Annotated in this window: 22 protein-coding genes and 1 pseudogene; 19 read left to right on the top strand and 4 right to left on the bottom strand. The window is 73.0% G+C overall.

The genetic code is table 11. From position 1 onward, the window contains the following. Positions 1-84: 84 nt before the first annotated feature. The 5 genes from mfd to AB0F89_RS03550 all read left to right on the top strand — a co-directional run bounded on the left by mfd (position 85) and on the right by AB0F89_RS03550 (position 9,772). On the top strand, positions 85-3,663 hold the full coding sequence (gene mfd / locus AB0F89_RS03570; protein WP_367132495.1) for a transcription-repair coupling factor: 3,579 nt from the start codon (positions 85-87) through the stop codon (positions 3,661-3,663). Positions 3,664-3,676: 13 nt separating this feature from the next. Next, positions 3,677-4,627, top strand: a complete 951-nt coding sequence (locus tag AB0F89_RS03565; protein ID WP_367132493.1) for a SurA N-terminal domain-containing protein — start codon at positions 3,677-3,679, stop codon at positions 4,625-4,627. Then, positions 4,624-5,538, top strand: coding sequence for a MazG family protein (locus AB0F89_RS03560; RefSeq protein ID WP_367132491.1), 915 nt, complete (start codon positions 4,624-4,626; stop codon positions 5,536-5,538). The genes AB0F89_RS03565 and AB0F89_RS03560 overlap by 4 nt, the downstream gene beginning before the upstream one ends. Before the next feature lie 108 nt (positions 5,539-5,646). Further along, positions 5,647-8,820, top strand: a complete 3,174-nt coding sequence (locus AB0F89_RS03555) for a PDZ domain-containing protein (RefSeq protein WP_367132489.1) — start codon at positions 5,647-5,649, stop codon at positions 8,818-8,820. A gap of 115 nt (positions 8,821-8,935) precedes the next feature. Beyond that, positions 8,936-9,772, top strand: a complete 837-nt coding sequence (locus AB0F89_RS03550) for a lytic transglycosylase domain-containing protein (RefSeq protein WP_367132487.1) — start codon at positions 8,936-8,938, stop codon at positions 9,770-9,772. Between the two features lie 38 nt (positions 9,773-9,810). Here the strand turns inward: AB0F89_RS03550 and AB0F89_RS03545 are convergent, their stop codons facing one another. Together AB0F89_RS03545 and AB0F89_RS03540 are read right to left on the bottom strand one after the other, a co-directional pair. Then, positions 9,811-10,188 carry a tetratricopeptide repeat protein gene (locus tag AB0F89_RS03545; protein WP_367132485.1) on the bottom strand — a complete coding sequence of 126 codons (378 nt, stop codon included), beginning with the start codon at positions 10,186-10,188 and terminating at the stop codon, positions 9,811-9,813. 67 nt (positions 10,189-10,255) lie between these two features. Then, positions 10,256-10,972, bottom strand: coding sequence for an alpha/beta fold hydrolase (locus AB0F89_RS03540; RefSeq protein ID WP_367132483.1), 717 nt, complete (start codon positions 10,970-10,972; stop codon positions 10,256-10,258). A 401-nt stretch (positions 10,973-11,373) separates the two neighbouring features. Between AB0F89_RS03540 and eno the strand changes: the two genes are divergently transcribed. The 5 genes and pseudogenes from eno to AB0F89_RS03515 form a co-directional block, all read left to right on the top strand. Continuing rightward, complete coding sequence (gene eno / locus AB0F89_RS03535) at positions 11,374-12,660, top strand: phosphopyruvate hydratase (protein WP_367132481.1); 1,287 nt, start codon at positions 11,374-11,376, stop codon at positions 12,658-12,660. Next, the gene (locus tag AB0F89_RS03530) at positions 12,660-13,313 is read left to right on the top strand and encodes a septum formation initiator family protein (protein ID WP_367132479.1); all 654 of its coding nucleotides are present in this window, start codon (positions 12,660-12,662) and stop codon (positions 13,311-13,313) included. Before eno ends, AB0F89_RS03530 begins: the two co-directional genes overlap by 1 nt. After that, positions 13,310-13,801: a DUF501 domain-containing protein gene (locus AB0F89_RS03525; RefSeq protein ID WP_367138682.1), complete on the top strand. Its 492-nt coding sequence runs from the start codon at positions 13,310-13,312 to the stop codon at positions 13,799-13,801. Before AB0F89_RS03530 ends, AB0F89_RS03525 begins: the two co-directional genes overlap by 4 nt. Before the next feature lie 184 nt (positions 13,802-13,985). Continuing rightward, a complete protein-coding gene (locus tag AB0F89_RS03520; RefSeq protein WP_367132477.1) occupies positions 13,986-15,335 on the top strand; it encodes a lytic transglycosylase domain-containing protein in 1,350 nt (449 codons plus the stop codon). Next, a pseudogene (locus tag AB0F89_RS03515) lies at positions 15,332-15,589 on the top strand (hypothetical protein); the annotation flags it as partial. The gene AB0F89_RS03520 and the pseudogene AB0F89_RS03515, both read left to right, overlap by 4 nt. Before the next feature lie 46 nt (positions 15,590-15,635). On the opposite strand, the gene AB0F89_RS03510 reads toward AB0F89_RS03515, so the two are convergent. Next, positions 15,636-15,869 (bottom strand): hypothetical protein, encoded by a 234-nt coding sequence (locus AB0F89_RS03510; RefSeq protein ID WP_367139195.1) that lies wholly within the window; start codon positions 15,867-15,869, stop codon positions 15,636-15,638. Between the two features lie 155 nt (positions 15,870-16,024). Between AB0F89_RS03510 and AB0F89_RS03505 the strand changes: the two genes are divergently transcribed. The 8 genes from AB0F89_RS03505 (at position 16,025) to AB0F89_RS03470 (ending at position 24,550) form a co-directional block, all read left to right on the top strand. Further along, positions 16,025-16,975: an exopolyphosphatase gene (locus AB0F89_RS03505; protein WP_367138680.1), complete on the top strand. Its 951-nt coding sequence runs from the start codon at positions 16,025-16,027 to the stop codon at positions 16,973-16,975. Between the two features lie 170 nt (positions 16,976-17,145). After that, on the top strand, positions 17,146-18,768 hold the full coding sequence (locus tag AB0F89_RS03500) for an ABC transporter substrate-binding protein (RefSeq protein ID WP_367132475.1): 1,623 nt from the start codon (positions 17,146-17,148) through the stop codon (positions 18,766-18,768). Positions 18,769-18,875: 107 nt separating this feature from the next. Continuing rightward, on the top strand, positions 18,876-19,799 hold the full coding sequence (locus AB0F89_RS03495; RefSeq protein ID WP_367132473.1) for an ABC transporter permease: 924 nt from the start codon (positions 18,876-18,878) through the stop codon (positions 19,797-19,799). Next, positions 19,792-20,691, top strand: a complete 900-nt coding sequence (locus AB0F89_RS03490; protein ID WP_367132471.1) for an ABC transporter permease — start codon at positions 19,792-19,794, stop codon at positions 20,689-20,691. The genes AB0F89_RS03495 and AB0F89_RS03490 overlap by 8 nt, the downstream gene beginning before the upstream one ends. Before the next feature lie 10 nt (positions 20,692-20,701). Then, on the top strand, positions 20,702-21,676 hold the full coding sequence (locus tag AB0F89_RS03485; RefSeq protein WP_367132469.1) for an ABC transporter ATP-binding protein: 975 nt from the start codon (positions 20,702-20,704) through the stop codon (positions 21,674-21,676). Further along, positions 21,669-22,664 (top strand): ABC transporter ATP-binding protein, encoded by a 996-nt coding sequence (locus tag AB0F89_RS03480; RefSeq protein WP_367132467.1) that lies wholly within the window; start codon positions 21,669-21,671, stop codon positions 22,662-22,664. Before AB0F89_RS03485 ends, AB0F89_RS03480 begins: the two co-directional genes overlap by 8 nt. A 621-nt stretch (positions 22,665-23,285) precedes the next feature. Next, positions 23,286-23,777, top strand: a complete 492-nt coding sequence (locus AB0F89_RS03475) for a SigE family RNA polymerase sigma factor (protein ID WP_367132465.1) — start codon at positions 23,286-23,288, stop codon at positions 23,775-23,777. Then, positions 23,774-24,550 (top strand): hypothetical protein, encoded by a 777-nt coding sequence (locus AB0F89_RS03470; RefSeq protein WP_367132463.1) that lies wholly within the window; start codon positions 23,774-23,776, stop codon positions 24,548-24,550. The genes AB0F89_RS03475 and AB0F89_RS03470 overlap by 4 nt, the downstream gene beginning before the upstream one ends. A 45-nt stretch (positions 24,551-24,595) precedes the next feature. On the opposite strand, the gene AB0F89_RS03465 is transcribed toward AB0F89_RS03470, so the two are convergent. Beyond that, positions 24,596-26,083 (bottom strand): S10 family peptidase, encoded by a 1,488-nt coding sequence (locus tag AB0F89_RS03465; RefSeq protein ID WP_367132461.1) that lies wholly within the window; start codon positions 26,081-26,083, stop codon positions 24,596-24,598. 30 nt (positions 26,084-26,113) lie between these two features. Between AB0F89_RS03465 and AB0F89_RS03460 the strand changes: the two genes are divergently transcribed. Beyond that, entirely contained in the window at positions 26,114-26,827 is a 714-nt protein-coding gene (locus AB0F89_RS03460; RefSeq protein WP_367132459.1) for a uracil-DNA glycosylase, read from the top strand. Positions 26,828-26,853 lie beyond the last annotated feature (26 nt).

The raw sequence follows: 26,853 nt of genomic DNA, 5'->3' as shown, positions 1-26,853 counted from the left end.
AGGCTGGCGGTCGAGAACCCCTCCGGTGGACGTTCGGTCCCGGGCAGGGGTCTGTCCGCGCGTTGATCTCGGGGAGCCATCGCAATGCCCCAGCCCGGCCCGCTGTCCGGCCTGCTGACCGCTGTCCTGCCCGACAAGGCGCTGCGCGCCCTGGCCGACTCGGTCGGCGTGCCCGACCTGGAGCTGGAGGGCCCGCCCGCCGCCCGGCCGCTGGTCGCGGCGGCCGTCGCGACCAGCGCGCCGGTGCTCGCCGTCACCGCGACCGGCCGCGAGGCCGACGACCTCAAGGCCGTGCTGTGCGACCTGATCGGACCGGAGCAGGTCGCCCTGTTCCCGTCCTGGGAGACGCTGCCGCACGAGCGGCTGTCGCCGCGGGCGGACACGGTCGGCGCCCGGTTGCAGGTGCTGCGCCGGCTCGCCCACCCCGGCGACGACCCGCTGAAGGTCGTCATCACCACGGTCCGCAGCCTGATCCAGCCCATGGCCCCCGGCCTGGGCGACCTCGAGCCGGTGCACCTGGCCGTCGGCTCGGAGCACGACTTCGAGGAACTGCTGCTCAACCTGACCGAGATCGCCTACGCCAGGGTCGACATGGTCGAGAAGCGCGGCGAGTTCGCGGTCCGCGGCGGCATCCTCGACCTGTTCCCGCCGACCGCCGAGCACCCGCTGCGGGTCGAGTTCTGGGGCGACGAGGTCAGCGAGATCCGCCCGTTCTCGGTCGCCGACCAGCGCTCGCTGCCGCAGGAGGTGCAGGCGTTCACCGCGCCGCCGTGCCGCGAGCTGCTGCTGACCGCGCAGGTCAGGGCCAGGGCCGCGCTGCTGGCCGAGGAGCACACCGCCGACGCGCACCTGCACGAGCTGCTGACCAAGCTCGCCGAGGGCATCCCGTCGGAGGGCATGGAAGCCCTCATCCCGGCCCTGTGCGAGGGCGAGCTGCAACTGCTGACCGACGTCGTGCCCGAGGGCACGCACGTCGTCCTGAACGACCCCGAGAAGATCCGAGCCCGCGCCCAGGACCTGGTGCGCACCGGCCAGGAGTTCCTGGAGGCGTCCTGGATGGCCGCGGCGGGCGGCGGGCAGGCCCCGATCGACCTCGGCGCGTCGGCCTACCGCGGCCTGGCCGAGGTGGCCGCGTCGGCCAGGGCGCGCAACCGGTCGTGGTGGACGCTCAGCCGGCTCACCACGGAGGGCGCGGACGTCGTCCGGCTGGAGTTCAAGCACGTCGAGGCGTACCAGGGCGACGTCGAACGGGCGTTCGCCGACCTGCGCGCCCACACCGTGTCCGGCGGCACGGCGGTCCTGGTCGTCCCCGGAGCGGGCACCGCCCAGCGCGCCACCGAGCAGCTGCGCGAGGCCGACGTCAACGTCGTCTGCCGCGACACCCTCGACACCGCGCCGGAGCAGGGCCGGGTCACGGTCGTGCGCGGCGCGCTGGAGGACGGCTTCTCGCTGCCCGAGCTGGCCCTGGTGGTGCTCACCGAGACCGACCTCACCGGCGGCAGGCACGGCACGTCCACCAAGGACATGCGCCGGATGCCCAGCCGCCGCCGCAACGCGGTGGACCCGCTGGCGCTCAAGGCCGGCGACTACGTGGTGCACGAGCAGCACGGCATCGGCAAGTACGTCGAGATGGTGCAGCGCACGACCAAGGACACCGCCGGCACCACCGCGACCCGCGAGTACCTGGTGCTGGAGTACGGCTCCAGCAAGCGCGGCCAGCCCGGCGACCGGCTGTTCGTGCCGACCGACCAGCTGGACGAGGTGTCCCGCTACGTCGGCGGCGAGCTGCCCACGCTGAACAAGCTGGGCGGCAGCGACTGGAAGAACACCAAGGCCAAGGCGCGCAAGGCGGTCAAGCAGATCGCCGCCGAGCTGGTCCAGCTCTACGCCGCCCGCCAGGCCGCGCCCGGTCACGCGTTCGCGCCGGACACGCCGTGGCAGCGCGAGCTGGAGGACGCGTTCCCGTTCACCGAGACCGTCGACCAGATGGCGGCGATCGACGAGGTGAAGTCCGACATGGAGCGCTCGGTCCCGATGGACCGGGTGATCTGCGGCGACGTCGGCTACGGCAAGACCGAGATCGCGGTGCGGGCGGCGTTCAAGGCGGTGCAGGACGGCAAGCAGGTGGTGGTGCTGGTGCCGACCACGCTGCTCGCCCAGCAGCACCTGAACACGTTCACCGAGCGGATGCGCGCGTTCCCGGTGAACATCAAGGGCCTGTCCCGGTTCACCGACCCGCACGAGGCCGAGCAGACCGTCTCGGGCCTGGTCGAGGGCGACGTGGACATCGTCATCGGCACCCACCGCCTGCTCCAGAAGAGCCTGCGCTACAAGGACCTCGGCCTGGTGATCGTGGACGAGGAGCAGCGCTTCGGCGTGGAGCACAAGGAGCACATCAAGGCGCTGCGCACGCACGTGGACGTGCTCACCATGTCCGCGACGCCGATCCCGCGCACCCTGGAGATGTCGATGGCGGGCATCCGCGAGATGTCGACCATCCTCACCCCGCCCGAGGAGCGGCACCCGATCCTGACCTACGTCGGCACGTACGACGACAAGCAGGTCGGCGCCGCGATCCGCCGCGAGCTGCTGCGCGACGGCCAGGTCTTCTACGTGCACAACCGCGTGTCCTCGATCGAGCGCGCCGCCCGGCACCTCCGCGAGCTGGTGCCCGAGGCCCGGGTGATCACCGCGCACGGCCAGATGAACGAGGACAAGCTGGAGAAGATCATCCAGGGATTCTGGGAGAACGAGTACGACGTGCTCGTCTGCACCACGATCGTGGAGACCGGCCTGGACATCTCCAACGCCAACACGCTCATCGTCGAGCGCGGCGACCTGCTCGGCCTGGCCCAGCTGCACCAGCTGCGCGGGCGCGTCGGCCGCGGCCGGGAACGCGGCTACGCCTACTTCCTCTACCCGCCCGAGGCGCCGCTGACCGAGACCGCGCACGACCGGCTGGCCACGATCGCGCAGAACACCGAGCTGGGCGCGGGCATGGCGGTGGCGATGAAGGACCTGGAGATCCGCGGCGCGGGCAACATCCTCGGCGCCGAGCAGTCCGGGCACATCGCGGGCGTCGGCTTCGACCTGTACGTGCGGCTGGTCGGCGAGGCCGTCGAGGCGTTCCGCAAGCACGCGGGCGCGGACGGCGAGCCGGAGGAGGACCTGGCCGAGGTCCGGGTCGACCTGCCGGTCGACGCGCACATCCCGCACGACTACGTGCCCGGCGAGCGGCTGCGGCTGGAGGCGTACCGCAAGATCGCCGCCGCCGCGGACGGCGACGCGCTGCGGGCCGCGTGGGACGAGCTGAAGGACCGCTACGGCGCGCCGCCGCTGCCCGTCGAGCGGCTGCTCGCGGTGGCCCGGTTCCGGCAGACGTGCCGCGCGCACGGCGTCACCGAGGTCGCCACCCAGGGCTCCACGATCCGGTTCGCGCCGCTGGAGCTGCGCGACAGCCAGCTGGTCCGGCTGCGCCGGCTGTTCCCGAAGGCCGTCCACAAGCCGGCGAACGGCACGGTCAGCGTGCCCAGGCCGACCGAGGGCGCGGCGGGCGGCCGGATGGGCGCACCGCAGCTGCGCGACCAGGAGCTGCTGGATTGGTGCGCGCACTTCCTGGAATCCTTGGCGGGGACTCCCGTGAGCGGCGTCACGAGGACGTGAGAGGGTACTGGTCGTGAGGACTGTGCAGAGGCGCTTCACCCTGAGGGGCGCGGCTGTCGCCCTGGCTTCGGTGGCACTGCTGGCGGCGGGCTGCGCCACCGGCCCGAGCCACGTCGGCTCGGCCGCGATCGTCGGCGACACCGTGCTGCCGCTGGAGCAGGTCCAGCAGCGGCTGGACGTCGTGCTCAAGAAGGAGCCCGAGGCCCAGAAGCTGCACGACCAGCGCAAGCTCGACACGGTCGCCCGGCAGCTGGTGACCCTGGGCGTGCAGCACGAGCTGATCGAGCAGGCCGCGCGGCGCGAGGGCGTGACGGTGTCCGAGGAGGACGTGACCGAGTCGGTCGAGCAGGCCGGCGGCGCGGACCTGGCCTCGCAGAACACCGTGTACGACGCGGCGACGTTCCGCGAGCGGGCCCGGGACCAGCTGCTGCTGGTCGAGCTGGCGCGCAAGTACGTGGACCGGATGGAAGTCACGTTCGACTACTTCTTCGCCAAGGACAACGCCGAGGCGGTCGAGAAGGCCAAGCAGGTCGCGGCCGACCCGGCGAAGATGGACGAGTTCATCGCCGCCGCGCCGCAGGGCGCCGAGGGCCAGACCCTGTCCAGGCAGGGCCAGCGGGTGCGCTCGGCCGAGTCGCCGCAGGCCGCCCAGTCGCCGCTGTTCGGCGTGCCGGCGGGCACCGTGGTGGCGTTCGCGCCGGACCCGAGCAGCGCGCAGTGGATCGTCGCGCACGTGACCGACCGCAAGACCGACGCGCGGGCGTCCGGCGAGTCGGCGACCGAGCAGCTGACGCCGCAGCTGCTGGAGCAGATCGGGCTGCGGCTCGTGCAGACGCTGGCGGGCGACCCGGAGATCCAGGTCAACCCGCGCTACGGGCTGTGGGACGGCACCGCGATCTCGCTGGCGCCCAGCGAGGGCGAGCTGACCGGCTACCAGGCGACGGTCCGGCAGACGTCCCCGTGACCGTGGTCGTCGTCGGCCCCACCCCCGTCCTGCCCGCCGCCGCGCTGCCCGCACTGCGGGGCGCGGCGGCGGTGTACGCGGGGGAGGGCGTGGACGCCGGGCAGTGGTCGGCGTCGCCGGTGGCCGACCTCGTCCCGGGACCGTCGGTGGTGCTGCTGACCACCGACCCGGACGAGCCCGCCGCGCGGGCGCTGATCGCCGCGGGGTCCGAGGTGATCCGGACGCCGGGCGTGCCGCTGCTGGCCGCGGCGGCCGTGATGGACCGGCTGCGCTCGCCCGGCGGGTGCCCGTGGGACGCCGAGCAGGACCACGGGTCGCTGCGGCAGTACCTGGTCGAGGAGACCTACGAGCTGCTGGAGGCCATCGAGGACGGCGACCGGGCGGCGTTGCGCGAGGAACTGGGCGACGTGCTGCTCCAGGTGCTGTTCCACGCGCGGATCGCGGCGGAGGACGCCGCGGACCCGTTCGGGATCGACGAGGTGGCGGGCGACCTGGTCGCCAAGCTGGTCGGCAGGCACCCGCACGTGTTCGAGGGCGGCGACCCGGCGGTGCGGGACGCGGCGTCGCAGCAGCACCGGTGGGAAGAGCTGAAGCAGGTCGAGAAGCGGCGCGAGTCCAGCGTCGACGGCGTGGCGGGCGGGCAGCCCGCGGTGGCGCTGGCCGGGAAGCTGGCGCAGCGGGTGGCGCGGGCCGGGTTCCCGGTGGACCTGCTGCCCGAGGGCGACGACACCGGGGCGACGCTGTTCGCGGTGGCCGCGCTGGCGAAGCTGGCCGGCGAGGACCCGGAGACGGAGCTGCGCGCGGTGGCCCGCCGGTTCGAGGCGAACGTCCGCGCGGCCGAGCGCTCCGCCCGCGCGGCCGGGATCACCACCCTGGGCGCGGCCGACTGGCGCGCCCACTGGCCCGCCTGACCGAGCCCGTGCCGCGGCGACCCGCCGGTCCGAAGCGATCTGCCCGGTCCGCAGCGACCTTCCCGGTCCGGGGCGGCCGGTGATCGGCGGAGCGCTAACGTCGAAGAGGTGACCGAGGCATACCTCCGCTTCCCGCACCTGCACGGCGACCTGGTGACCTTCGTGGCCGAGGACGACGTGTGGCTCGCACCGCTCGACGGCGGCCGGGCCTGGCGGGTGACCGCCGACCAGGCGCCGGTGTCCAGCCCGCGCTTCGACCCGACCGGCACGTGGCTGGCGTGGACCAGCCGGCGCGACGGCGCGCCCGAGGTGCACCTGGCCCCGGTGGGGGGCGGCGAGTCCACCCGGCTCACCTACTGGGGCGACTACTCCACCGGCGTGCGCGGCTGGACGGCGGGCGGTGACGTCGTCGCGGTCACGGCCACCGGTCAGGCGTCACCCAACCGGCAGTGGGCGCACGCCGTGCCCGTCGACGGCGGTCCGCCGCGCCGGCTGCCCTTCGGCTGGGTGGACGACGTGTCGTTCGGCCCGTCCGGGCAGGTCGTCGTCACCTCCGCCTACCGCCAGGACCCGGCCTGGTGGAAGCGCTACCGGGGCGGCGCGGCGGGCAAGCTCTGGGTCGACGCCGCCGGTGACGGCGAGTTCGCCCGCATCCTGCCCGAGCTGACGTCCTCGCTGACCTCGCCGCTGTGGATCGGCGACCGGATCGCGTTCCTGTCCGACCACGACGGCGTCGGCAGCCTGTACTCGGTGCTCGCCGACGGCTCCGACCTGCGCCGCCACTCCGAGCAGGAGTTCTACGCCCGCGTCGCGGCGAGCGACGGCGAGCGGGTCGTCTGGCAGCACGCCGGCGAGCTGTGGGTCCTGGACGACCTGCGGGGCGCCGAACCGCGCCGGCTGGAGATCGCCCTCGGCGGTCCCCGCACCGGCCGCCGGCCGCGGCACGTGCCACCGCGCCCGGACGACTTCGACCCGGACGCGACCGGCCGGGCGAGCGCGGTCGAGGTGCGCGGCACCGTCCACTGGGTCACCCACCGCGACGGCCCGGTGCGCGCGCTGGCCGAGCAGCCCGGCGTCCGCGCCCGCCTGCCGCGGGTGGTCGGCGACCACGTCGTCTGGGTGACCGACGCCGACGGCGAGGAGGGCCTGGAGTTCGCCCCGACCGGCGGCGTCGAGCCGGGCGACGAACCGCGCCGCGTCGCGGTCGGCGAGCTGGGCCGCGTCCTGGAGCTGGCCGTGTCGCCGGACGCCCGCAAGCTGGCGGTCGCCACCCACGACGGCCGCCTGCTGCTGGTCGACGTCGAGTCCGGCGAGGTCCGCGAAGTCCTCCGCGACGCCAACCCGCACGTCAGCGACCTCGCCTTCGCCCCGGACTCGAACTGGCTGGCCTGGTCGCACCCCGGCCCGCGCCCGCTCCAGCACATCCGGATGACCAACACCACCGACCTGTCCGTGGTGGACGTGACGCCGCTGAGGTTCTCCGACTTCTCGCCGACGTTCACCGAGGACGGCCGCCACCTGGCGTTCCTGTCGGTCCGCAGCTTCGACCCGGTGTACGACGCGCACGTGTTCGACCTGTCCTTCCCGACCGGCTGCCGCCCCCACCTGGTGCCGCTCGCCGCGACCACCCCGTCGCCGTTCGACCCGCTGCGGCTGGGCAGGCCGGTCGGCGACGACCCGTCCGACAAGGACAAGGACAAGGACGACGAGAACCCGATCACGGTGGTCGACCTGGAGGGGCTGGCCGACCGGGTGGTCGCGGTGCCGGTCGCCGCCGCCAGCTACTCGGGCCTGTCCGCCGCCCGGGGCGGGCTGCTGTGGCTGCGCTCGCCGCTGCGCGGGGTGCTCGGCGACAACCTGGCCGACCCGGCCGCCCGGCCGCCGCGGGCCGTGCTGGAGCGGTTCGACCTGACCAAGGCGCGCGCCGAGGTCCTGGTGGACGGCGTGGACGCCTACGCGGTGACCGGCGACGGCCGGCGGCTGGTCGTGCAGGACGGGCACGACCTGCAGGTCGTGCCCGCGGACCGCAAGGTCGACCCGGACGACAGCGACTCGGTGGACGTCGACCTGTCGCGGGTCCGGGTGGTGGTGGACCTGGCCGCCGAGTGGCGGCAGGCGTACGCGGAGGCCGGGCGGCTGATGCGGGACAACTTCTGGCGCACCGACATGGGCGGCGTGGACTGGGCGGGCGTGCTGGAGCGCTACCGGCCGCTGGTGGACCGGCTCGGCAGCTACGGCGACCTGGTCGACCTGCTGTGGGAGGTGCAGGGCGAGCTGGGCACGTCGCACGCGTACGTGATCCCGGCTCGGGGCGCGCGCGGTCGCGCGGTGGGCCTGCTCGGAGCCGACCTGGAGCGGGACGAGGCGGGCGCGTGGCGGGTCGTGCGGGTGATCCCCGGCGAGACGTCGGACCCGGCGGCGCGGTCGCCGCTGGCGGCCCCCGGGGTCGCGGTGCGGGTCGGCGACGCGATCGTGGCGGTCGACGGTCGGCAGGTCGACCCGCTGACCGGGCCCGCGCCGCTGCTGGTCGGCACGGCGGACAAGCCGGTGGAGCTGATCGTGCGGCCGGGTGGCGGCGGCGAGCCGCGCCGGGTCGTGGTGGTGCCGCTGGAGGACGACGAGGCGCTGCGGTACCACGCGTGGGTGGCCGACCGGCGGGCCCGCGTGCGCGAGCTGTCCGACGGTCGGGTCGGCTACCTGCACGTGCCGGACATGATGGGCGCGGGCTGGGCGCAGCTGCACCGCGACCTGCGGGTGGAGCTGGCGCGCGAGGCCGTCGTGCTGGACGTGCGGGAGAACGGCGGCGGGCACACGTCCCAGCTGGTGGTGGAGAAGCTGGGCCGGCGGATCATCGGCTGGTCGGTGGCCCGCGGCTACACCACCGCCGACAGCTACCCCGGTGACGCGCCGCGCGGGCCGGTGGTGGCGATCGCGGACGAGTTCGCCGGTTCCGACGGCGACATCGTGAACGTGGCGATCAAGGAGCTGGGCATCGGGCCGGTCGTCGGCACCCGGACGTGGGGCGGCGTGATCGGCATCGACATGCGGTACCACCTGGTCGACGGGACGCTGGTGACGCAGCCGCGGTACGCGTCGTGGTTCGCCGGGCCGGGTTGGGGCGTGGAGAACCACGGCGTCGACCCGGACGTCGAGGTGGAGATCACGCCGCAGGACCGGGTGGCGGGCCGCGACCCGCAGCTGGACACGGCCGTGCGGCTGGCCCTGGAGGCGTTGGCCGAGCGCCCGGCTGCCGTTCCGCCCCAGCTCCCGCCCCTGGCCTGATCGAGCCCGCCCGGACATGCGACCAACCGGCTCTTACCTGGTGATAGGCGGCAAGCCGGACATGTTGCCGCGTGATCTCGGCCGTCCACCCCCCAAGAGCACGTAGCCTGGGGTCGTGGTCGTCCCGCCGCCGTCCAAGACCGAGCCGCGCCCGTCACGCGGCGGTGCCGGCAACCTCTTCGGACGGCTGGCGCTGGTGCTGCTCCTGCTGGCGTTCGTGGCCGGCGGGGCGTGGGCGCTGAGCACGTTCAACCGGTCGGGTCCCCGGCAGGCGGTCGACCCGCCGTTCCCGGTCCCGTTCCTGGAGGTCCAGCCCGGCGCCGCCGCGCCCGGCACGGCGGGCGAGGTGCCGGCGGACGCGCAGGCCCAGGCGTCCACGAGCGAACCGCTCACCGCGTGGGCTGCGGCGCTGTCCGACAAGACCGACGTCCCGGCCCGCGCCCTGCGCGCCTACGCCGCCGCCGACCTGGCGATGCGCGCCCAGGACCCGGCCTGCCGGGTGTCGTGGGCGACGCTGGCGGGCATCGGCCGCATCGAGTCGCACCACGGCACCTTCGGCGGCCTGCGGCTGGGCGAGGACGGCCGGCCGTCGCGGCCGATCATCGGCATCCCGCTGGACGGCTCGCCGGGCGTCAAGGCCATCGCCGACAGCGACGGCGGCGTGCTCGACGGCGACACCACGTGGGACCGGGCGGTCGGCCCGATGCAGTTCATCCCGACCACCTGGGCCCGCTACGCGGCCCGCGCGAACGGCGACGGCCAGGCCCCCGACCCGCAGAACATCGACGACGCCGCCCTCGCCGCCGCCCGCTACCTGTGCTCCGACGGCCGTGACCTGGGCACGGGCGCGGGCTGGTGGGCCGCCGTGCTGGCGTACAACAACTCGACCGAGTACGGCCAGAACGTCTACAGCGGCGCCGACGCCTACGCGCGCGCCAGCCTCGGCGGCTGACCGGCGTTCCGCCTGCTCGGGCGGTTCCGCCGCGCGGGTCAGCGGTCGCGTTCGACCGCGAGGCGGGCGCTGAGCTCGCCCAGCGCCTCCTGGTACTCCGGTGACGGGTTCATCGCCGCCGCCATCCGCAGCTGCGTCAACGCCTCGGTCAACCGGCTCTGGCGCTGCAGGGTGCGGCCGAGGGCGAAGCGGGCGTAGTGGTCGCTGGGGTCCAGCTCCAGCACCTTGCGGAACGCCTCTTCGGCGCGCTTGAGCTGGGCCGAACCCAGGTAGGCCCGACCCGCGAGCAGCTGCACGCCCACCTGGTCCGGTGCTGCTTCGAGCACGACTTCGAGCTCGCGCAGCGCCTCCAGCGGTCGGCGGTTCGCGAGCAGCGCCTCGGCCCGGCGGAACGCCTCGAAGGTGCTGTCGGTCATGGTTCGATCAACGCTACCCGCGCATCCGGCCGCTGTACGACAGCCGACCGGATGACGGGACGGCGTGTCACCCCGTCAACGCGCCGTGCAGCCGGTCCAGCAGGGGACCGATCGCCGCCGGTTGTTCCACGTGGGCGTTGTGACCCACGCCAGGCAGCACCACCCCGCCCGGCTGGGCCGCCCGGAGGTGGTCCGGCGGGCACATGTGGTCCGACTCGCCCGCCGCCAGCACGACGGGCGCCTTCGCCACCGCGAGCAGCCCCTCCACGTCCGGCTCGCCGACCCCGAACGCCGCCGGGTCCAGCGCCGCCCGCCACCCGCCGTCGGCCTGCGCGACGCCCGAGTCGTCCAGGGGCACCCCGGCCAACCGCGCCGCCCACCCGGCCGCCTCCTCCCGGGTCGGGAACACCCGAGCCGGCCGCGCCGCCACGGCGGCGGCCTTGTCCAGCTCCTCCGGCGTCCACCGGACCTTGACGCCCAGCCCGCCGGCGGCCCGCACGTCCACCCCGAACCACCCGCTGGCCAACGTCAACGCCACCACGCCGCCCAACGAGTGCCCGAGCACCGCCACCGGCCCGGCCGGGACCACCGACGCCACCGAGGCCGCCAACGCCCCGAACGAGTACCGCCGCAACCCCTCGGACCGCCCGTGGCCGGGCAGGTCCACCGCCAACCAGGCCCCGGGCCAGTGCCGCGCCGCCTCCCGCCACACCTCGCCGGTCGCGCCGAGCCCGTGCAGCAGCACCAGCAACGGCCCATCCCCACCACGCGTCACGTGAACCACCGGTGCACGGTAGCTCGCGCAAGGCGAACAGCCACCGAACAGTCACCGAACAGCCACTGGACGAACGCCGATCAGCCACCCGATCCGCGCCGGCGCAGGCAAGCGATTGCCTGGCCGGGCGCGGGGCCGCCGGGCCGTGGGTCGGTTGGGTCGCGGGGTGCGGTGTCCGGCGGGTGGTGGTGCCGGTGGACGGGTCGTGATTCCGGTGGTGGGGCACGTCAATTGTCGAACTGGTGTTCGGGCTGTGGCAAGATCACTTTCGGGTGAAAGTGATCGATTCACCCCGCCGCCCCGTCCGGGTGACGCGCCACGCGCCCCCGACGAGCGAGCCGGGGCCGTCCCAAACCTTGCACCAACTAGGCTCGGCACCGATACACGAATGGTCTGACGAGGGAGCGCACGTGGCGGTCATCGAGCAGGTCGGCGCCCGCGAGATCCTGGACTCGCGAGGCAACCCGACCGTCGAGGTAGAGGTGGCGTTGGACGACGGCACGCTGGAGCGTGCCGCGGTTCCGTCCGGCGCGTCGACCGGCGAGCACGAGGCGGTCGAGCTGAGGGACGGCGACGCCAAGCGCTACCTGGGCAAGGGCGTGGAGCGCGCGGTCACCGCGGTGCTCGACGAGATCGGTCCCGAGCTGGTCGGCATCGAGGCCGTCGAGCAGCGGGTGGTGGACCAGAAGCTGGTCGACCTGGACGGCACCCCGGACAAGTCCCGCCTGGGCGCGAACGCCATCCTCGGCGTCTCGCTCGCGGTGGCGAAGGCGGCGGCGGCGTCGAGCGGGCTGGAGCTGTTCCGGTACGTCGGCGGCCCGAACGCGCACGTCCTGCCGGTGCCGATGCTGAACATCCTGAACGGTGGCGCGCACGCCGACACCGACGTGGACATCCAGGAGTTCATGATCGCGCCGATCGGCGCGGAGAGCTTCCGGGAGGCCCTGCGCTGGGGCGCGGAGACCTACCACGCGCTGAAGTCGGTGCTGAAGTCCAAGGGCCTCGGCACGGGCCTGGGCGACGAGGGCGGCTTCGCGCCGTCCCTGTCGAGCAACCGCGACGCGCTGGACCTGATCCTGGTCGCGATCGAGAAGGCCGGCTTCACCCCCGGCCGCGACATCGCGCTCGCGCTGGACGTGGCGGCGACCGAGTTCTTCGCCGACGGCGCCTACACGTTCGAGAAGACCAAGCGCAGCGCCGAGCAGATGACCGGCTACTACACCGAGCTGGTCAACTCCTACCCGATGGTGTCGATCGAGGACCCGCTGTCCGAGGACGACTGGGACGGCTGGGTGCAGATGACGGCCGAGCTGGGCGAGCGCGTGCAGATCGTCGGCGACGACCTGTTCGTGACCAACCCGGAGCGGCTGGAGGAGGGCATCTCCCGCCGCGCGGCCAACGCGCTGCTGGTGAAGGTCAATCAGATCGGCACGCTGTCGGAGACGCTGGACGCGGTCGCGCTGGCCACCTCCTACGGCTACAAGTCGATGATGTCGCACCGGTCCGGCGAGACCGAGGACACCACGATCGCCGACCTCGCGGTGGCCGTCGGCGCGGGCCAGATCAAGACCGGCGCGCCCGCCCGCGGTGAGCGCACGGCGAAGTACAACCAGCTCCTGCGCATCGAGGAGGCCCTGGGCGACGCCGCGCGCTACGCCGGCGACCTGGCCTTCCCGCGGTACACGCCGGAGAGCTGATGGCACGACGGGAACGGGACCCCCGGCGCGGCCGCGACGCCACGCCGGGGTCCCGCCCTGCGCGGGCACGGGGGCGTGGCGCGGACGCCCGCCGGGCCGAGCCGAAGAAGGCCGAGCCGAAGAGGGTCGACCCGAAGAGGGCCGAGCCGAAGAAGGCCGACCCCCGCAGGGCCCAACCGCGCAAGGCCGAGCCGGGGAAGACCCCGCCGCGCACCCGCCCGACCACCCGCAAGCCGCAGTCCAGGGCCAGGACCAGGGCGGGCGCGGGCACCGGCGGCGCGTTCGGCATGACCGGCACGCGGCGGGCCGCGCTGCTGGCGATGGTGGTGTGCGCGCTGGCGCTGAGCATCGCCGTGCCGCTGCGCACGTACCTCGAACAGCGCGAGGAGCTGCGCGGCGTCACCGCCTCGCAGGAGACCCTGCGCGCCGAGGTGGACCGGCTGGAGCGGCGCAAGGGGGAACTGGCGGACCCGGCGCACGTGGAGGCCGAGGCGCGACGCCGGCTGCACTACGTGCGGCCCGGTGAGACGCCCTACATCGTGCAGCTCCCCGGCGACGCGGAGCGCGAACTGGAAGAGCGGCGACCGGCGACCAAGCCGGCCGAGGACAAGGCGTGGTACGAGCAGTTGTGGGATTCGGCGGCGGCGCGATGACGGTGGGCGACGAGGACCGGGCGGCGGTCGCGGCGCAGTTGGGGCGCGCCCCGCGGGGCATGCGCGAGGTCGCCGCGAGGTGCCCGAGCGGGCACCCGGCGGTCGTGCAGACCAACCCCCGGTTGGAGGACGGCACGCCGTTCCCGACCCTGTACTACCTGACGTGCTCGAAGCTGAACTCCTACGTCAGCAGGCTCGAAGGGGCCGGGCTGATGAAGGAGATGACCGACCGGCTGGCGGCGGACGGGGAGCTGGCGGCCCGCTACCTGCGGGCGCACGAGCTGTACCTGGCCGAGCGGGACGCGATCGAGCCGCTGGGCACGACCGTCACCGCGGGCGGCATGCCGACCAGGGTCAAGTGCCTGCACGTGCACGTGGCGCACTCGCTGGCCGCGGGCCGCGGCGTGAACCCGTTCGGCGACGAGGCCCTCGACCTGCTCGCCGAGTGGTGGCCGAGCGGGGAGTGCGCGTCAACGGTGAAAAACTGACCGCCGGGTGGGTTCTTCGGGCACAAAGCAGGTCTCCGGGCACAAAGCGGGCGATCGGCCGTGACACCGCCGATCGGATCAGGCAGGCTGGTCTGCGGGCCGGATGACGAGGCGATGGGGAGTTCGTGGCGTGCCTAGGTCGAAGCGTCGGGTGCGGAAGAGGACCAGGGTCCACCCGGGCACGATGACGCCTCGGCAATGGGGCTTCGCCGCCACCGCGACCGCCGCGATGCTGGTGCCCGCGCTGCTGCACACCGCGAACCCGGTCGACTGGATCAACCTCGCGGCCCGCTCCGACGTGGAAATCGTGCCGCCCGGCTCCGGCGACGTGCTGGGCACCCTCGCGCTGAACGGCAGGGGCCAGCTGGGCGCGACCGGCAAGCTGCCGGAGGCCGACGAGGTGAGCGCCGCGCTGCTGGCCGACGCGGACGACCCGTCGGAGTTCGAGGACGACCTGCCCCCGCTGGAGGGCGGTTTCCTGCGCGAGGGCCAGCACGGCATCCCCGGCGTGATGCTCGACGCCTACATGCGGGCGGCGGACCGGCTGGCGCAGACCACCCCCGGCTGCAACCTCGACTGGCCGCTGCTGGCGAGCATCGGCCGGATCGAGTCCGGGCACGCCCGGGGCGGCCGGGTCGCCGAGAACGGCACCACGGTCAACCCGATCCTGGGCCCGGTGCTCGACGGCGGGCCCGGCATGGCCGCCATCCGGGACACCGACGGCGGCCGGTTCGACGGCGACCGCACGTGGGACCGGGCGGTCGGCCCGATGCAGTTCATCCCGTCCACCTGGGCCGGTTACGCGGCCGACGGCAACGGCGACGGCGACCGGGACCCGAACAACATCTACGACGCCACCATCGGCGCGGGCAACTACCTGTGCGCGAACGGCGCGGACGTGAGCGACCCGGAGCAGCGCGCGCGCTCGGTGTTCCGCTACAACCACTCGAACGAGTACGTGGCCACGGTGCTGTACTGGGCGGACATCTACGCCAGCGGCGTGCCCGTGCTGCCGGACATGGTCGGCTCGGACGACGACTTCGGGCAGGACCAGGACCAGGACCCGTCGAACGGCACCCCGCCGAACGACAACGGCACCGCGCCGCCCGGCAACACCACGCCGCCGTCCTCGGGCACGCCGAACCCGACGACGACCACGACGACGTCGCGGCCCGGTGTGACGATCACCCTGTCGCCGACGGGCAGCACCACCACGACGACGACCACCACGCCGACGTGCCCCACGGACACGCCGACCAGCACCAGCACGACCACCAGCACCACGGCGCCGACGTCGACCACCACGCCCCCGGTCCCGCCGAGCTGCGTGACGACGACGACCACCACCACGACGACGACCACGACCGCCGCGGAGCCTGCCGTCACCACGACCCCCGAGGGCACGACGCCCGGCGGCACCACGGGCGGCAGCTCCAGCAGCTCCGGCAGCTCCGTCGGTTCCAGCAGCTCCGGCGGCTCGTCCTCGTCGTCCGGCGACCGCCCGTCGGTGACGTCGTCCATGAGGGCCACCTGAGCCGTCCCCGGGAAATCGGGACGTCGCCTTTCCGCGACCTGGTAACACCTCCCGGGAGGCGGCACACCCATGCGCAGGCACAGGAACCTCTTAACGGCCGCGGTCGTCGCCGCACCGGGCTGCGGCGTCACCTACGCGATCGCGACCCAGCGGCAGGGCGGCTTCACCGCGAACGTGAACATCACCAACCTGGGCGACCGATCGGCTCGTGGACGCTGACGTGGAGCTTCGCCTCCGGCCAGCGGGTCACCCAGGCGTGGAACGCCAGGTCGACCTCTGCTACGAGGGCATCCGCGGCGACTACTGCGACGCGGCCCGGCGGATCACCGACCGGACCGGCCGGCGGGTGGCGTGGGACGACCCGCGCTCGCCGTTCAAGGGCACGCTGCGCGAGTTCCGCGCGGGCGGCTTCAAGGTGCGCAACTCCGGCCCCACCGCGGTCTGCGCCGACGTGTGCGGCCGCAACGCGTCCACCACGCCGTTCAACGGCTCGATCCAGCAGCACTTCTCCGGCGACCACGCCGAGCAGGACATGTTCGTGCGCGGCGCGACCAGGGACTACGCGGCGAACGCCGCCGACCGGTCCACGCGCCCAACTGACCGCGTCGAGGGGGACCCGGGCCCTCGGGTCCCCCTCGCCCGGCCGACTACCCTGCTGGCAGCACCCACCGGCAGGGAGGAACCACGGCATGGCACGCGTGGCCGCGATCGACTGCGGGACCAACTCGATCCGCCTGCTGGTCGCCGACGTGACCACTTCGGACGGTGGCGAGCGGTGGCTGCGCGACGTGCACCGCGAGATGCGGGTCGTCCGGCTCGGCCAGGGCGTCGACGCCACCGGGCAGCTGCACCCCGACGCCATCGCCCGCACCCGCGCCGCGCTCGCCGACTACGCGAACGCCCTGCGCCGCAAGGGCGCCGAGCGGGTCCGCATGGTCGCCACCTCCGCCACCCGCGACGCCGCCAACAAGGACGCGTTCTTCGCCATGACCCGGGACGTCCTGGGCGTCGAGGCCGAGGTCATCACCGGCGACGAGGAAGCCCGGCTGTCGTTCACCGGCGCGGTGTCCGACCTGGACGCCGCCGAGGGCCCGTTCCTCGTCTCCGACATCGGCGGCGGCTCCACCGAACTCGTCCTCGGCGCCTGGGACGGCGTGCGCGGCGACGTCTCCGCCGCCCGGTCCGTCGACATCGGCTGCGTCCGGCTCACCGAGCGCTGCCTGCACGGCGACCCGCCCACCGAGGCCGAGGTCGAGGAGGCGGTGCGGGTGGCGCGGGACGTCCTCGCCGAGGCGTTCGACGCCGTCCCGGTGTCCCGGGCCCGCACCTGGATCGGGGTGGCCGGCACCGTCACCACGCTCGTCGCCCTGGCCAAGGAGCTGCCCCGGTACGAGCCGGACGAGATCCACCTCGCCCGGCTCAGCCTCGACGCCATCCGCGAGACCACCTCGAAGCTGCTCACCGCGAGTCACGACGAACGCGCCGCGCTCGGCCCGATGCACCCCGGCCGGGTGGACGTGATCTGCGGCGGCGCGCTGATCGTCCGCACGCTGGCCGACCACCTCGAAGCGCGGGGGATCACCGAACTCGTCGCGAGCGAGCACGACATCCTCGACGGCATCGCGTTCTCCCTGGCCTAGGCGCTGCCGGACCGGTCGGCACGGTTATTCCGCTGTCAACTGGGATTGTTCGTGACGAGGTTGTGACGCCTCACCCTCGTGGCTCGCGTCACCTGACCCTCTAGGTTCACTCCCACGCTGTGCAACGCGGTCGACTCCGCTCGGTCACGCGCGAACAGGTGGGAGGACCCATGTCACTTGCCCGATTAGCCGCCGCGGCCGCGGTGGTCGCCCTGGCGGCCACGGCCTGCGGTTCGGCGGACACGCCGGCCGGCTCGAACACCGACGCCGCCATCACCATCTTCAACACCGAGCCGGAGAACCCGCTCGTCCCGGGCAACACCACCGAGGCGGGCGGCAGCCGCGTCCTCGACCCGCTGTTCACCGGCCTGATCGAGTACAGCGCGCAGGACGCGCAGCCGAGGAACGCGATGGCCGAGTCCATCGAGACCTCCGACTCCAAGGTCTTCACCGTCAAGATCAAGCAGGGTTGGCAGTTCCACGACGGCAGCCCCGTCACCGCGAAGAGCTTCGTCGACGCCTGGAACTGGACCGCCTACGGCCCCAACGCCACCCAGGGCGCCAGCTTCTTCTCCCAGATCGAGGGCTACGAGGTCGTCCACCCCAAGGACCCCGACGGCCCCGACGGCGAGCAGAAGGCGCCGACCCCGACCACCGACACCATGTCCGGGCTGGAGGTCGTGGACGACCACACGTTCACCATCACCCTGTCCGAACCGTTCTCGGTGTTCCCGGTGACCGTCGGCTACGAGGTGTTCTCGCCCCTGCCGGAGGCGTTCTTCACCGACCGCCAGGCGTTCGAGGCCAACCCGATCGGCAACGGCCCGTTCAAGTTCGTCTCGCGCAGCGTCGGCACCGACATCAAGCTGACCCGCAACGACGACTACAAGGGCGCCGACAAGCCGAAGTTCAAGGACCTGACGCTCAAGGTCTACCAGAGCCGCGAGTCCGCCTACGCCGACCTCGTCGCGAACAACCTCGACTTCATGGAGGAACTGCCGCCCAACGCGCTGGCCGGCAGGCAGTACGAGACCGACCTCGGCGACCGGGTCGTGCAGCGCGAGACGCTGAACAACCAGACCATCGCGTTCCCGCTCTACCTGCCGCCCTACGACAACGTCGAGCTGCGCCGCGCGATCTCCATGTCGATCAACCGCGAGGAGATCACCCAGCGGATCTTCGAGGGCACCCGCAAACCCGCCGACGGCTGGGTGCACCCGCTGATGAAGGGCTACCGGCCCGGCCAGTGCGGCGACTACTGCGCGTTCGACCCGGACAAGGCCAAGGCCGCGTACGCCAAGTCCGGCCACACCGGCGAGATCCTGCTGCTGTCCAACACCGACGGCGGCCACCAGGAGTGGGCCGAAGCGGTCGTCAACAGCATCAAGAACACCCTCGGCGTCGAAACCAGGTTCCTGCCGACGACCAGCTTCGGCGAGTTCCGGCAGAAGGTGAACGCGCACGAGATGACCGGCATGTACCGGGCCGGCTGGATCGCCGACTACCCGTCGATCGAGAACTGGCTCACGCCGCTGTTCCGCACCGGCGCGTCCTCCAACGACGGGCTGTACTCCAACCCGGCGTTCGACGCCAAGCTCGCCGAGGCCGACCGGGCGTCCAGCGAGGACGAGGCCATCGAGCTGTACCTCGAAGCCGAGCGGATGCTGGCCGAGGACCTGCCGTCCGTCCCGCTGTGGACGCAGAACACCATCGGCGGCCGGTCCGACCGGCTCAAGGTGGCCAACCTCGACCCGTTCCGCACGCTCGACCTGTACACGGTCGAAGTGGCCTAGCGACCGGCGCGGGGCCGGCCCGGACCACCTCCGGGCCGGCCCCGACCCGGTCCCCGCGCCGGTCCGGCGCCGGTCCCGATCCCGGTCTCGTGTCGAAGGGGTGCTCGTTGGGGCGCTACGTGCTGCGCAGGCTGTTGCAGATGGTGCCGGTGTTCGTCGGCACCACGTTCCTGATCTACGTGCTGGTGTGGGCGGTGCCCGGCGACCCGTTCGAGGGCAAGTGCGGCGAGCGCGACTGCCCCGAGTCCTACGTGTCGATGATGCGCGACCGGTTCAACCTCGACGACCCGCTGCTCCTGCAGTACTGGAAGTACCTCGTCAACCTGCTGCAGGGCGACTTCGGCGTCACGTCGTCCGGCGTGCAGGTGGTCGACCGGATCGCGGCGACGTTCCCGGTGACCCTGCGCCTGGCGCTGGTGGCCCTGCTGGTCGAGGCCGTCATCGGCATCACCGCGGGCGTCGTGTCCGGGCTGCGCAACCGCGGCTTCCTGGACAGCCTGGTGCTGGTCTCGACGCTGTTCCTGATCTCCATCCCGGTGTTCGTCACCGGGTACGTCGTGCAGCTGGTCTTCGGCCTGCAGCTCGGGTGGATCGCGCCGACGGTCACCACGCCGTCGTTCGGCAACCTGCTCGTGCCCGGCTTCGTGCTGGCCAGCCTGTCGATGGCCTACGTGGCCCGGCTGTCCCGGGCGAGCATCGCCGAGAACCGGCGCGCCGACTACGTGCGCACCGCCGCGGCGAAGGGGCTGCCGCCGCGGCGCATCGTCGGCGTGCACCTGCTGCGGAACTCGCTGATCCCGGTGATCACGTTCCTCGGCACCGACCTGGGCGCGTTCCTGGGCGGCGCGATCGTCACCGAGGGCATCTTCAACGTGCCCGGCGTCGGCGGGCTGGTGTTCCGCTCCATCCTGACCAAGGACGGCGCCATGGTGACCGGCGTGGTCACCGTGCTGGTGCTGGTGTACCTGCTGATGACGTTGCTGGTCGACCTGCTGTACGCGGTCTTGGACCCGAGGATCCGCTATGAGTGACCAACTCGCCGCGCTCGTGGTGGAACGGCCGCGCGGGCTGTTCGGCGACGCCTGGCACGCGCTGCGGCGGCGACCCCTGTTCTGGGTGTCGATGTCGCTGATCCTGCTCGTGGTGCTGATGGCGGCGTTCCCCGGCCTGTTCACCTCCGGCGACCCGAACGAGGCCGTGCTGTCGCGGTCCCGCGGCGCGCCCTCCTCGGCCGCCTGGTTCGGGTACGACAACCAGGGCTACGACATCTACACGCGAGTCGTCCACGGCACGCGCGCGTCGCTGGTGGTGGGGTTGTTGGCCACCATCGGCGTCGTGCTGGTCGGCGCGTCCATCGGCATGCTGGCCGGCTTCTACGGCGGGTGGCTGGACGCCGTGGTGTCCCGGATCGCCGACGTGTTCGTCGGCGTGCCGTTCGTGCTCGGCGCGATCGTCATCCTCACCACGCTGAACGCGGGCGGCGACGCCGGACCGACGCGGATCGTCGCGCAGGTCGTGCTGTCCATCTCGGTGCTGTCCTGGCCGGTCGCGATGCGGATCATGCGGTCCACCGCGATCGCGGCCAAGCAGCAGGACTACGTCAAGGCGGCGCGGGCGCTCGGCGCGTCGTCCGGGCGGATCATCGGCAAGCACCTGCTGCCCAACTGCGTCGCGCCCGTGCTGGTGTACTCCACGATCGCGCTCGGCGCGTTCATCGGCGCCGAAGCCACCCTGTCCTACCTGGGCATCGGGCTGCGGCCACCGGTCGTGTCGTGGGGCGTGATGATCAACAGCGCCAAGGACTACCTGCGCGTCGCACCGCACGCCCTGCTGTTCCCGGCCGGTTTCCTGACCGCCACCGTGCTCGCGTTCGTGATGCTGGGCGACGCCGTGCGCGAAGCCCTCGACCCGAAGCTCCGCTAGGAGGGGTGTCGTGCTGCTGGAGGTCGAGGACCTGCACGTCGAGTTCCGGACCCGCGACGGGGTGGCCCGCGTGCTCAACGGCGTGAGCTACCACGTGTCCGCGGGCGAGACGCTGGCCGTGCTCGGCGAGTCCGGGTCGGGCAAGAGCGTCACCGCCCAGGCGATCATGGGCATCCTGGACACCCCGCCCGCGTTCGTCACGAGCGGGTCCGTCCGGTTCCACGGCGAGGAACTGCTCACCGCCACCGCCGAACGCCGCCGCGCCGTCCGCGCCGAGGGCGTCGCGATGATCTTCCAGGACGCGCTGTCCGCGCTGAACCCCGTCTTCACGGTCGGGTTCCAGATCGAGGAGCAGCTGCGGGTGCGGCGCGGCATGAGCCGGGCCGACGCCAGGGCGCGGGCCGTCGAACTGCTCGACCTGGTCCGGATACCCGCCGCCCGGCAACGCGTCCGCGAGTACCCGCACCAGTTCTCCGGCGGCATGCGGCAGCGGGCGATGATCGCGATGTCGCTGGCGCTCGACCCCGAGGTGCTGATCGCCGACGAGCCGACCACGGCGCTCGACGTCACCGTGCAGGCGCAGATCATGGACCTGCTGGCGGAGATCCAGCGGGAACGCCGGATGGGGCTCGTGCTGATCACCCACGACCTGGGCGTCGTCGCCGAGGTGGCCGACCGGATCGTGGTGATGTACGCGGGGCGGATCGTGGAGCAGGCCGACGCGGCCTCGCTGTTCCGGTCGCCCGGCCACCCCTACACGGCGGCGCTGATGCGGTCGCTGCCCAGGCTGGACGCCAAGGGGACGGCGCTGGAGACGATCCGCGGGCTGCCGCCGAACCTGCTGCGCATCCCGTCCGGCTGCCCGTTCCACCCCCGGTGCCCGCGGGCGGAGGACGTGTGCGCCGCGCACCTGCCGTCCCCCGTCGGGCTCGGGGCGGGGCGGACCAGCGCGTGCCACTTCGCGGAGGAGGTCGTCGGTGGTTGAGCTGCTGGAGGTCCGGGACCTGGTCAAGCACTTCCCGGTGACGCGCGGGGTGGCGTTCCGGCGGACCGTCGGGCAGGTGCGGGCGGTGGACGGGGTGTCGTTCACGCTGCGGGCCGGCGAGACGCTGGGCGTGGTCGGCGAGTCGGGGTGCGGGAAGTCGACGCTGGCGCAGGTGCTGATGCGGCTGGAGCCGCCCACGTCCGGGACGGCGCTGTTCGAGGGCACGTCGGTGTTCGGGTTGAGGGGCGCCGCGCTGCGCCGGTGGCGGCGCGAGATGCAGATCGTGCTGCAGGACCCGTACACGTCGCTGAACCCGCGGATGACGGTCGGCGACATCATCGGCGAACCGTTCGAGATCCACCCCGAAGTCGCGCCCAGGGCGTCGCGGGCGGGGCGGGTGCGGGAGCTGCTGGAGGTCGTCGGGCTGAACCCGGAGCACATCAACCGGTACCCGCACCAGTTCTCCGGCGGGCAGCGGCAGCGGATCGGGATCGCGCGGGCGCTGGCGCTGCGGCCGAAGGTGATCGTGTGCGACGAGCCGGTGTCGGCGCTGGACGTGTCGATCCAGGCGCAGGTGATGAACCTGCTGGGCGAGCTGCAGGGCGAGTTCGGGCTGTCGTACGTGTTCATCGCGCACGACCTGTCGGTGGTGCGGCACCTGTCGGACCGGGTGGCGGTCATGTACCTGGGGAAGATCGTCGAGATCGGGACGGAGGAGGAGATCTACGGGCACCCCACGCACCCGTACACGCAGGCCCTGCTGTCCGCCGTCCCGGTGCCGGACCCGGCCCTGCGGGGCCACCGCGACGTCATCCGCCTGACCGGCGACGTGCCGTCACCGGTCAACCCCCCATCCGGCTGCCGGTTCCGGACGCGGTGCTGGAAGGCGCAGGACGTGTGCGCGACAGAGGAACCGGCCCTGGTGACCCGCGTCGGCAACCACCCGAGCGCGTGCCACTTCGCCGAGGAGCGCTCCGTCGTCCCCTAACCACCCCCGCACTAACCACTCACGCGCCTGCCCACCCCCGCACCTGCCCACGCCCGCCCACACGTCACCCACGCCACGCGCCACGCCCGCCCACACCATCCACCTTGCACTGCGCCCGCCCTCGCGCCCGTCCCGTGTCCATGGGCGGGCTCGGGCGCGGCTCGCCTACGGCCGCGTGCCCGTTCTCGCGTCCCTCGCCTACCGACCGGCCGCCCGCCTCGCCTACCGCGTGCCCGTCGCGCGGCTGCCCGTGCACTTGACCTGAGCCCGCCACGAGCCACTGCGCTTCAGCCCACAGCGGGTGGTCCGGCAGTCCGGATGCCTCGGGCTGCCTACGGGTCCTACCGTGTGTGCCGCCTCCTTGTTCCCGGCAACGAAATCGGCGATGACATCGATCCCGCTCCGCCCCTCTTTCGCTCGTCCGGGTGATCTTGCTGAAGTCCATTCACATCCCAGCCGACCGCCGAAGCCGCGTGCCGGCCAGCAAGTATAGGGATCAGCGGCCCTACCGGCACGGGTCGACGGCTCTCGGCAGCTGTCGAGAGACCGAATGCAACGAAAGGGGCCCCTCCCGCATTAGGGGTGCGGAATCGAGGCCGGGTCGACGATCGGGAGTGGCCGATGGAGTTCGCTGAGTACGTGGCAAGGCAGCGTCCCGCGCTGATGCGGTTCGCCACGGTCCTGACCTGCCGGACGTGGCTGGCCGAGGACCTGGTCAGCGACGTGCTGGGCCGGGCGTTCGAGCGCTGGGAGCGGATCTCGGGGATGGCCGAGCCGAACGCCTACGTGCGGCGGATGATCGTCAACGAGTACCTGTCCTGGCGCAGGAGGCTGACCCGCACGTCCCCGCGCGCCGAGGTCGAGCCGAAGGTGATCTCCGACGGCGCGGACGAGCGGGCCGAGCGGGACGCGATGGTCCGCCGCCTCGCGGGCCTGCCCAGGAAGCAGCGCGCGGCCGTGGTCCTGCGCTACTACGCGGGACTGTCCGACGGGGAGATCGCCACGCAGCTGGGGTGCCGGGAACCGACCGTGCGCAGCCAGATCCACCGGGCCCTCAACACCCTGCGCGTCGACCTCACCGCCAGCGCCCCCCACTTCCAGGAGACCTCATGAGCGACCTGCGCACCCTCCACGACGCCTTCGCCGAGCTGGAGCGGCGCGCCGACGCCGCGACCCCGGCTGCGGCCCCGGTCGTGCTGCCGCGTCGGGCCGTGCGGCCGGCGGCCGTCCTGGCCACCGCCGCGGCGGTGGCGGGCCTGGTCGCGGGTGCGGTGTGGCTGGCGCCGGGCGACTCCGGCACGCGCGCCGCCGACCCGCTGACCACCACCTCGTCGTCCGCGACCACGACGCGCGGCCCGGTCCCCACCTCGCCGGACGACCTGATCGCCCGGTTCCGGGTGGTGCTCGGCGACACCGCGACGTTCGAGGCGACCCAGAAGCTCACCGTGCCGGGGGCTTCCCCGTCCGCGCAACCGGGGCCGGGAACGGTCGTGACGCGGCTGGACGACCCGACCGCCCCCGGCAACGCGCTCATCAGCGGGACCCTGACCTCCGCGGGCGTCACCGGGAGCTTCGCCCTGACGATCTACCCCACCGAGTCCGAGCCCGGCGAGTGGTGCGACCTCTCCCGCGTGCAGGACTGCGTCGTCAGCACGCTGCCCGACGGCTCCCGGCTGGCGACCGGGACCGCGCGGCCCGCTCCCGGCGCGCTGTCGCACATGGCGTGCCTCAAGCGGCCCGACGGGACGGTGGTCCTGCTGCACGTCGGCAACCAGGAGGACCCCATGGGCGCCGCGACCAACTCGCCGGGCGGTGCGTTCCACGCGCCCCAGCCGCCGCTGACCCCCGACCAGCTGAAGGCGATCGTCACCTCCGACAAGTGGTGACGACGTTCGCGGTGGCCGGCCACCCGGGTGGCCGGCCACCGTCCCCTAGCGGTTCGAAGCGGACTGCACGAACTCGGCCAGGTCCTTCGACTGCTGCACCCGTGATTCGTTGTGGACGTACATCATGTGTCCGGCCGGGTAGTACGCCGCCTCGATGTTCTCGTGCAGTTCCTCCGGAATCCGCAGGTGCGCCACCACGTGCTCCGCCGCGTAGTAAGGCGTCGCCCCGTCCAAGTACCCGTACGCGATGTGCACCCGCAGGTGCGGGTTGGCGCGCATCGCCGACGACAGCTTGTCCGCCACCGTCACGTGCGTCCCCTCGAACTCCTTGTACGACCAGGGCCGCACGTTCATCGTCAGGATCTCGTACGGCAAGTCGTTCTCGTACCCCAACTCCGCCCGCACGTAGTGGTTCAACGCCGCCGTGTACGGCCCGAGGATCGCCGTGTACGACGGGTCCTCGCTGAAGTGCTCCCGCCCGTAGTCCACGTCCGGCCCGGTGAACCGGGAGTCCAACCGGCCGACGACCTTGCGCTCCGACCGCAGCACCTCGGTGAAGAACCGCACGTGCTCGACCCGCAGGTTCACCCGGTCCACGTAGTCCTCGCCCAGCCCGGTCAACCCGGCCAGCCGCGCCACCGCCGCCGCGCGCTCCTCAGTGGACAGCCGGTTGCCGCGCGCCAGCGCCCACGGGTAGTCCCGGGACGCGAAGTCCTCCGCGTCGGCCAGCACGTCCTCCAACGACCGCGTCCCGTGCAACCCGTGGTAGTGCGCGATCGCCGCGTACGTCGGCAGGAACAGCGTGTGCGGCAGGTCGTTGCCCTCGCTGAAGTCCAGCGTGGCGAAGTCGAGCACCGACGAGATCAGCATCAGCCCGTTGAGGTACATGCCGTACCGCGACTGCAGGTAGTCCGCCAACCCGGCCGCGCGCGTCGTGCCGTACGACTCGCCCGCCAGGAACTTCGGCGACATCCACCGCCCGTTGCGCGACGTCCACAGCCGGATCACCTCGCCGACCGACTCCAGGTCGCCCTGGAACCCGTGGTACTGGCCGGGCTTCTCGCCCTTCACCGCCCGCGAGTACCCGGTCGACACCGGGTCGATGAACACCAGGTCGCTGTGCGCGAGCAGCGTCTCGGGGTTGTCGACCAGGTCGTACGGGGGCGGCGCGAGGGCGTCGACGTCGCCGGACACCACCCGGCGCGGCCCGAGCAGCCCCAGGTGCAGCCACACGCTGGACGAGCCGGGCCCGCCGTTGAACGCGAACGTCACCGGCCGCTTCGCCGGGTCGGCCCCGTCCAGGGTGTACGCCGTCACGAACACCTCGGCCTTCGGCAGGTGCCCGTCGAACTTGCCCTCGGTCAGCACCTCCTGGCGCAGCACCACTCGACCGGTGGTCGAGGTGTAGTTCAGCTTGCGCCGCTTTACGGTGATGCTGTGCCTGCTGGTGACGAGGTCGTCGACGGGGAGGTCCTGCCCGTCGGCGGCAGCGTCCTTGACGGCCTGCTCGTCGCCGTTGTCCTTGTCGGTCATGGTCGAACTCTACGATCGGAGTAGCCGCGCGTGCTCCCGCTTTCGGCTCTCGACGAACGGGTTACCCGTTGCCGGGCGTGCCCGCGGCTGGTGGCGTGGCGCGAGGAGGTGGCCCGGGTCAAGCGGGCGGCGTTCCGGGACCAGGAGTACTGGGGGCGGCCGGTGCCCGGGTTCGGCCCGGCCGACGCGGCGCTGGCGATCATCGGCCTGGCGCCCGCCGCGCACGGCGCGAACCGCACCGGCCGGATGTTCACCGGCGACCGCTCCGGCGACTTCCTGTACGCGGCGATGCACGCGGTGGGGTTGGCGACCCAGCCGACGGCGTCGCACGTCGGCGACGGCCTGGAGCTGGTCGGGGCCCGGATCACGGCGCCGGTGAAGTGCGCGCCGCCGGCGAACAAGCCGACGCCGCAGGAGCGCGACAACTGCCGGCCGTGGCTGGTCCGGGAGCTGGAACTGCTCCGGCCGACGTTGCGGGCGGTGCTCGTGCTCGGCGGGTTCGGCTGGCAGGCGGCGCTGCCGGTGCTGGCCTCGCACTGGCGGGTGCCGCGCCCCCGGCCGGTGTTCGGGCACGGCGCGCACGTGGTGCTGCCCGCGCTGGACGGCGGCGTGCCGCTGCACCTGTTCGGCTGCTACCACGTGAGCCAGCAGAACACGTTCACCGGCACGCTCACCCAGCCGATGCTCCAGGACGTGCTGCGCGCGGCGGCCGGTGCGGCGGGGTTGTCGAACGGGCCGTTCTGACGCAAACCGCACGCGCCGCGCCAGGC

Source organism: Saccharothrix sp. HUAS TT1, from assembly GCF_040744945.1.
Lineage (GTDB): Bacteria > Actinomycetota > Actinomycetes > Mycobacteriales > Pseudonocardiaceae > Actinosynnema.
Note: the sequence above shows the minus strand (reverse complement) of the source record. Positions and strands in the feature narration are given on the sequence as shown.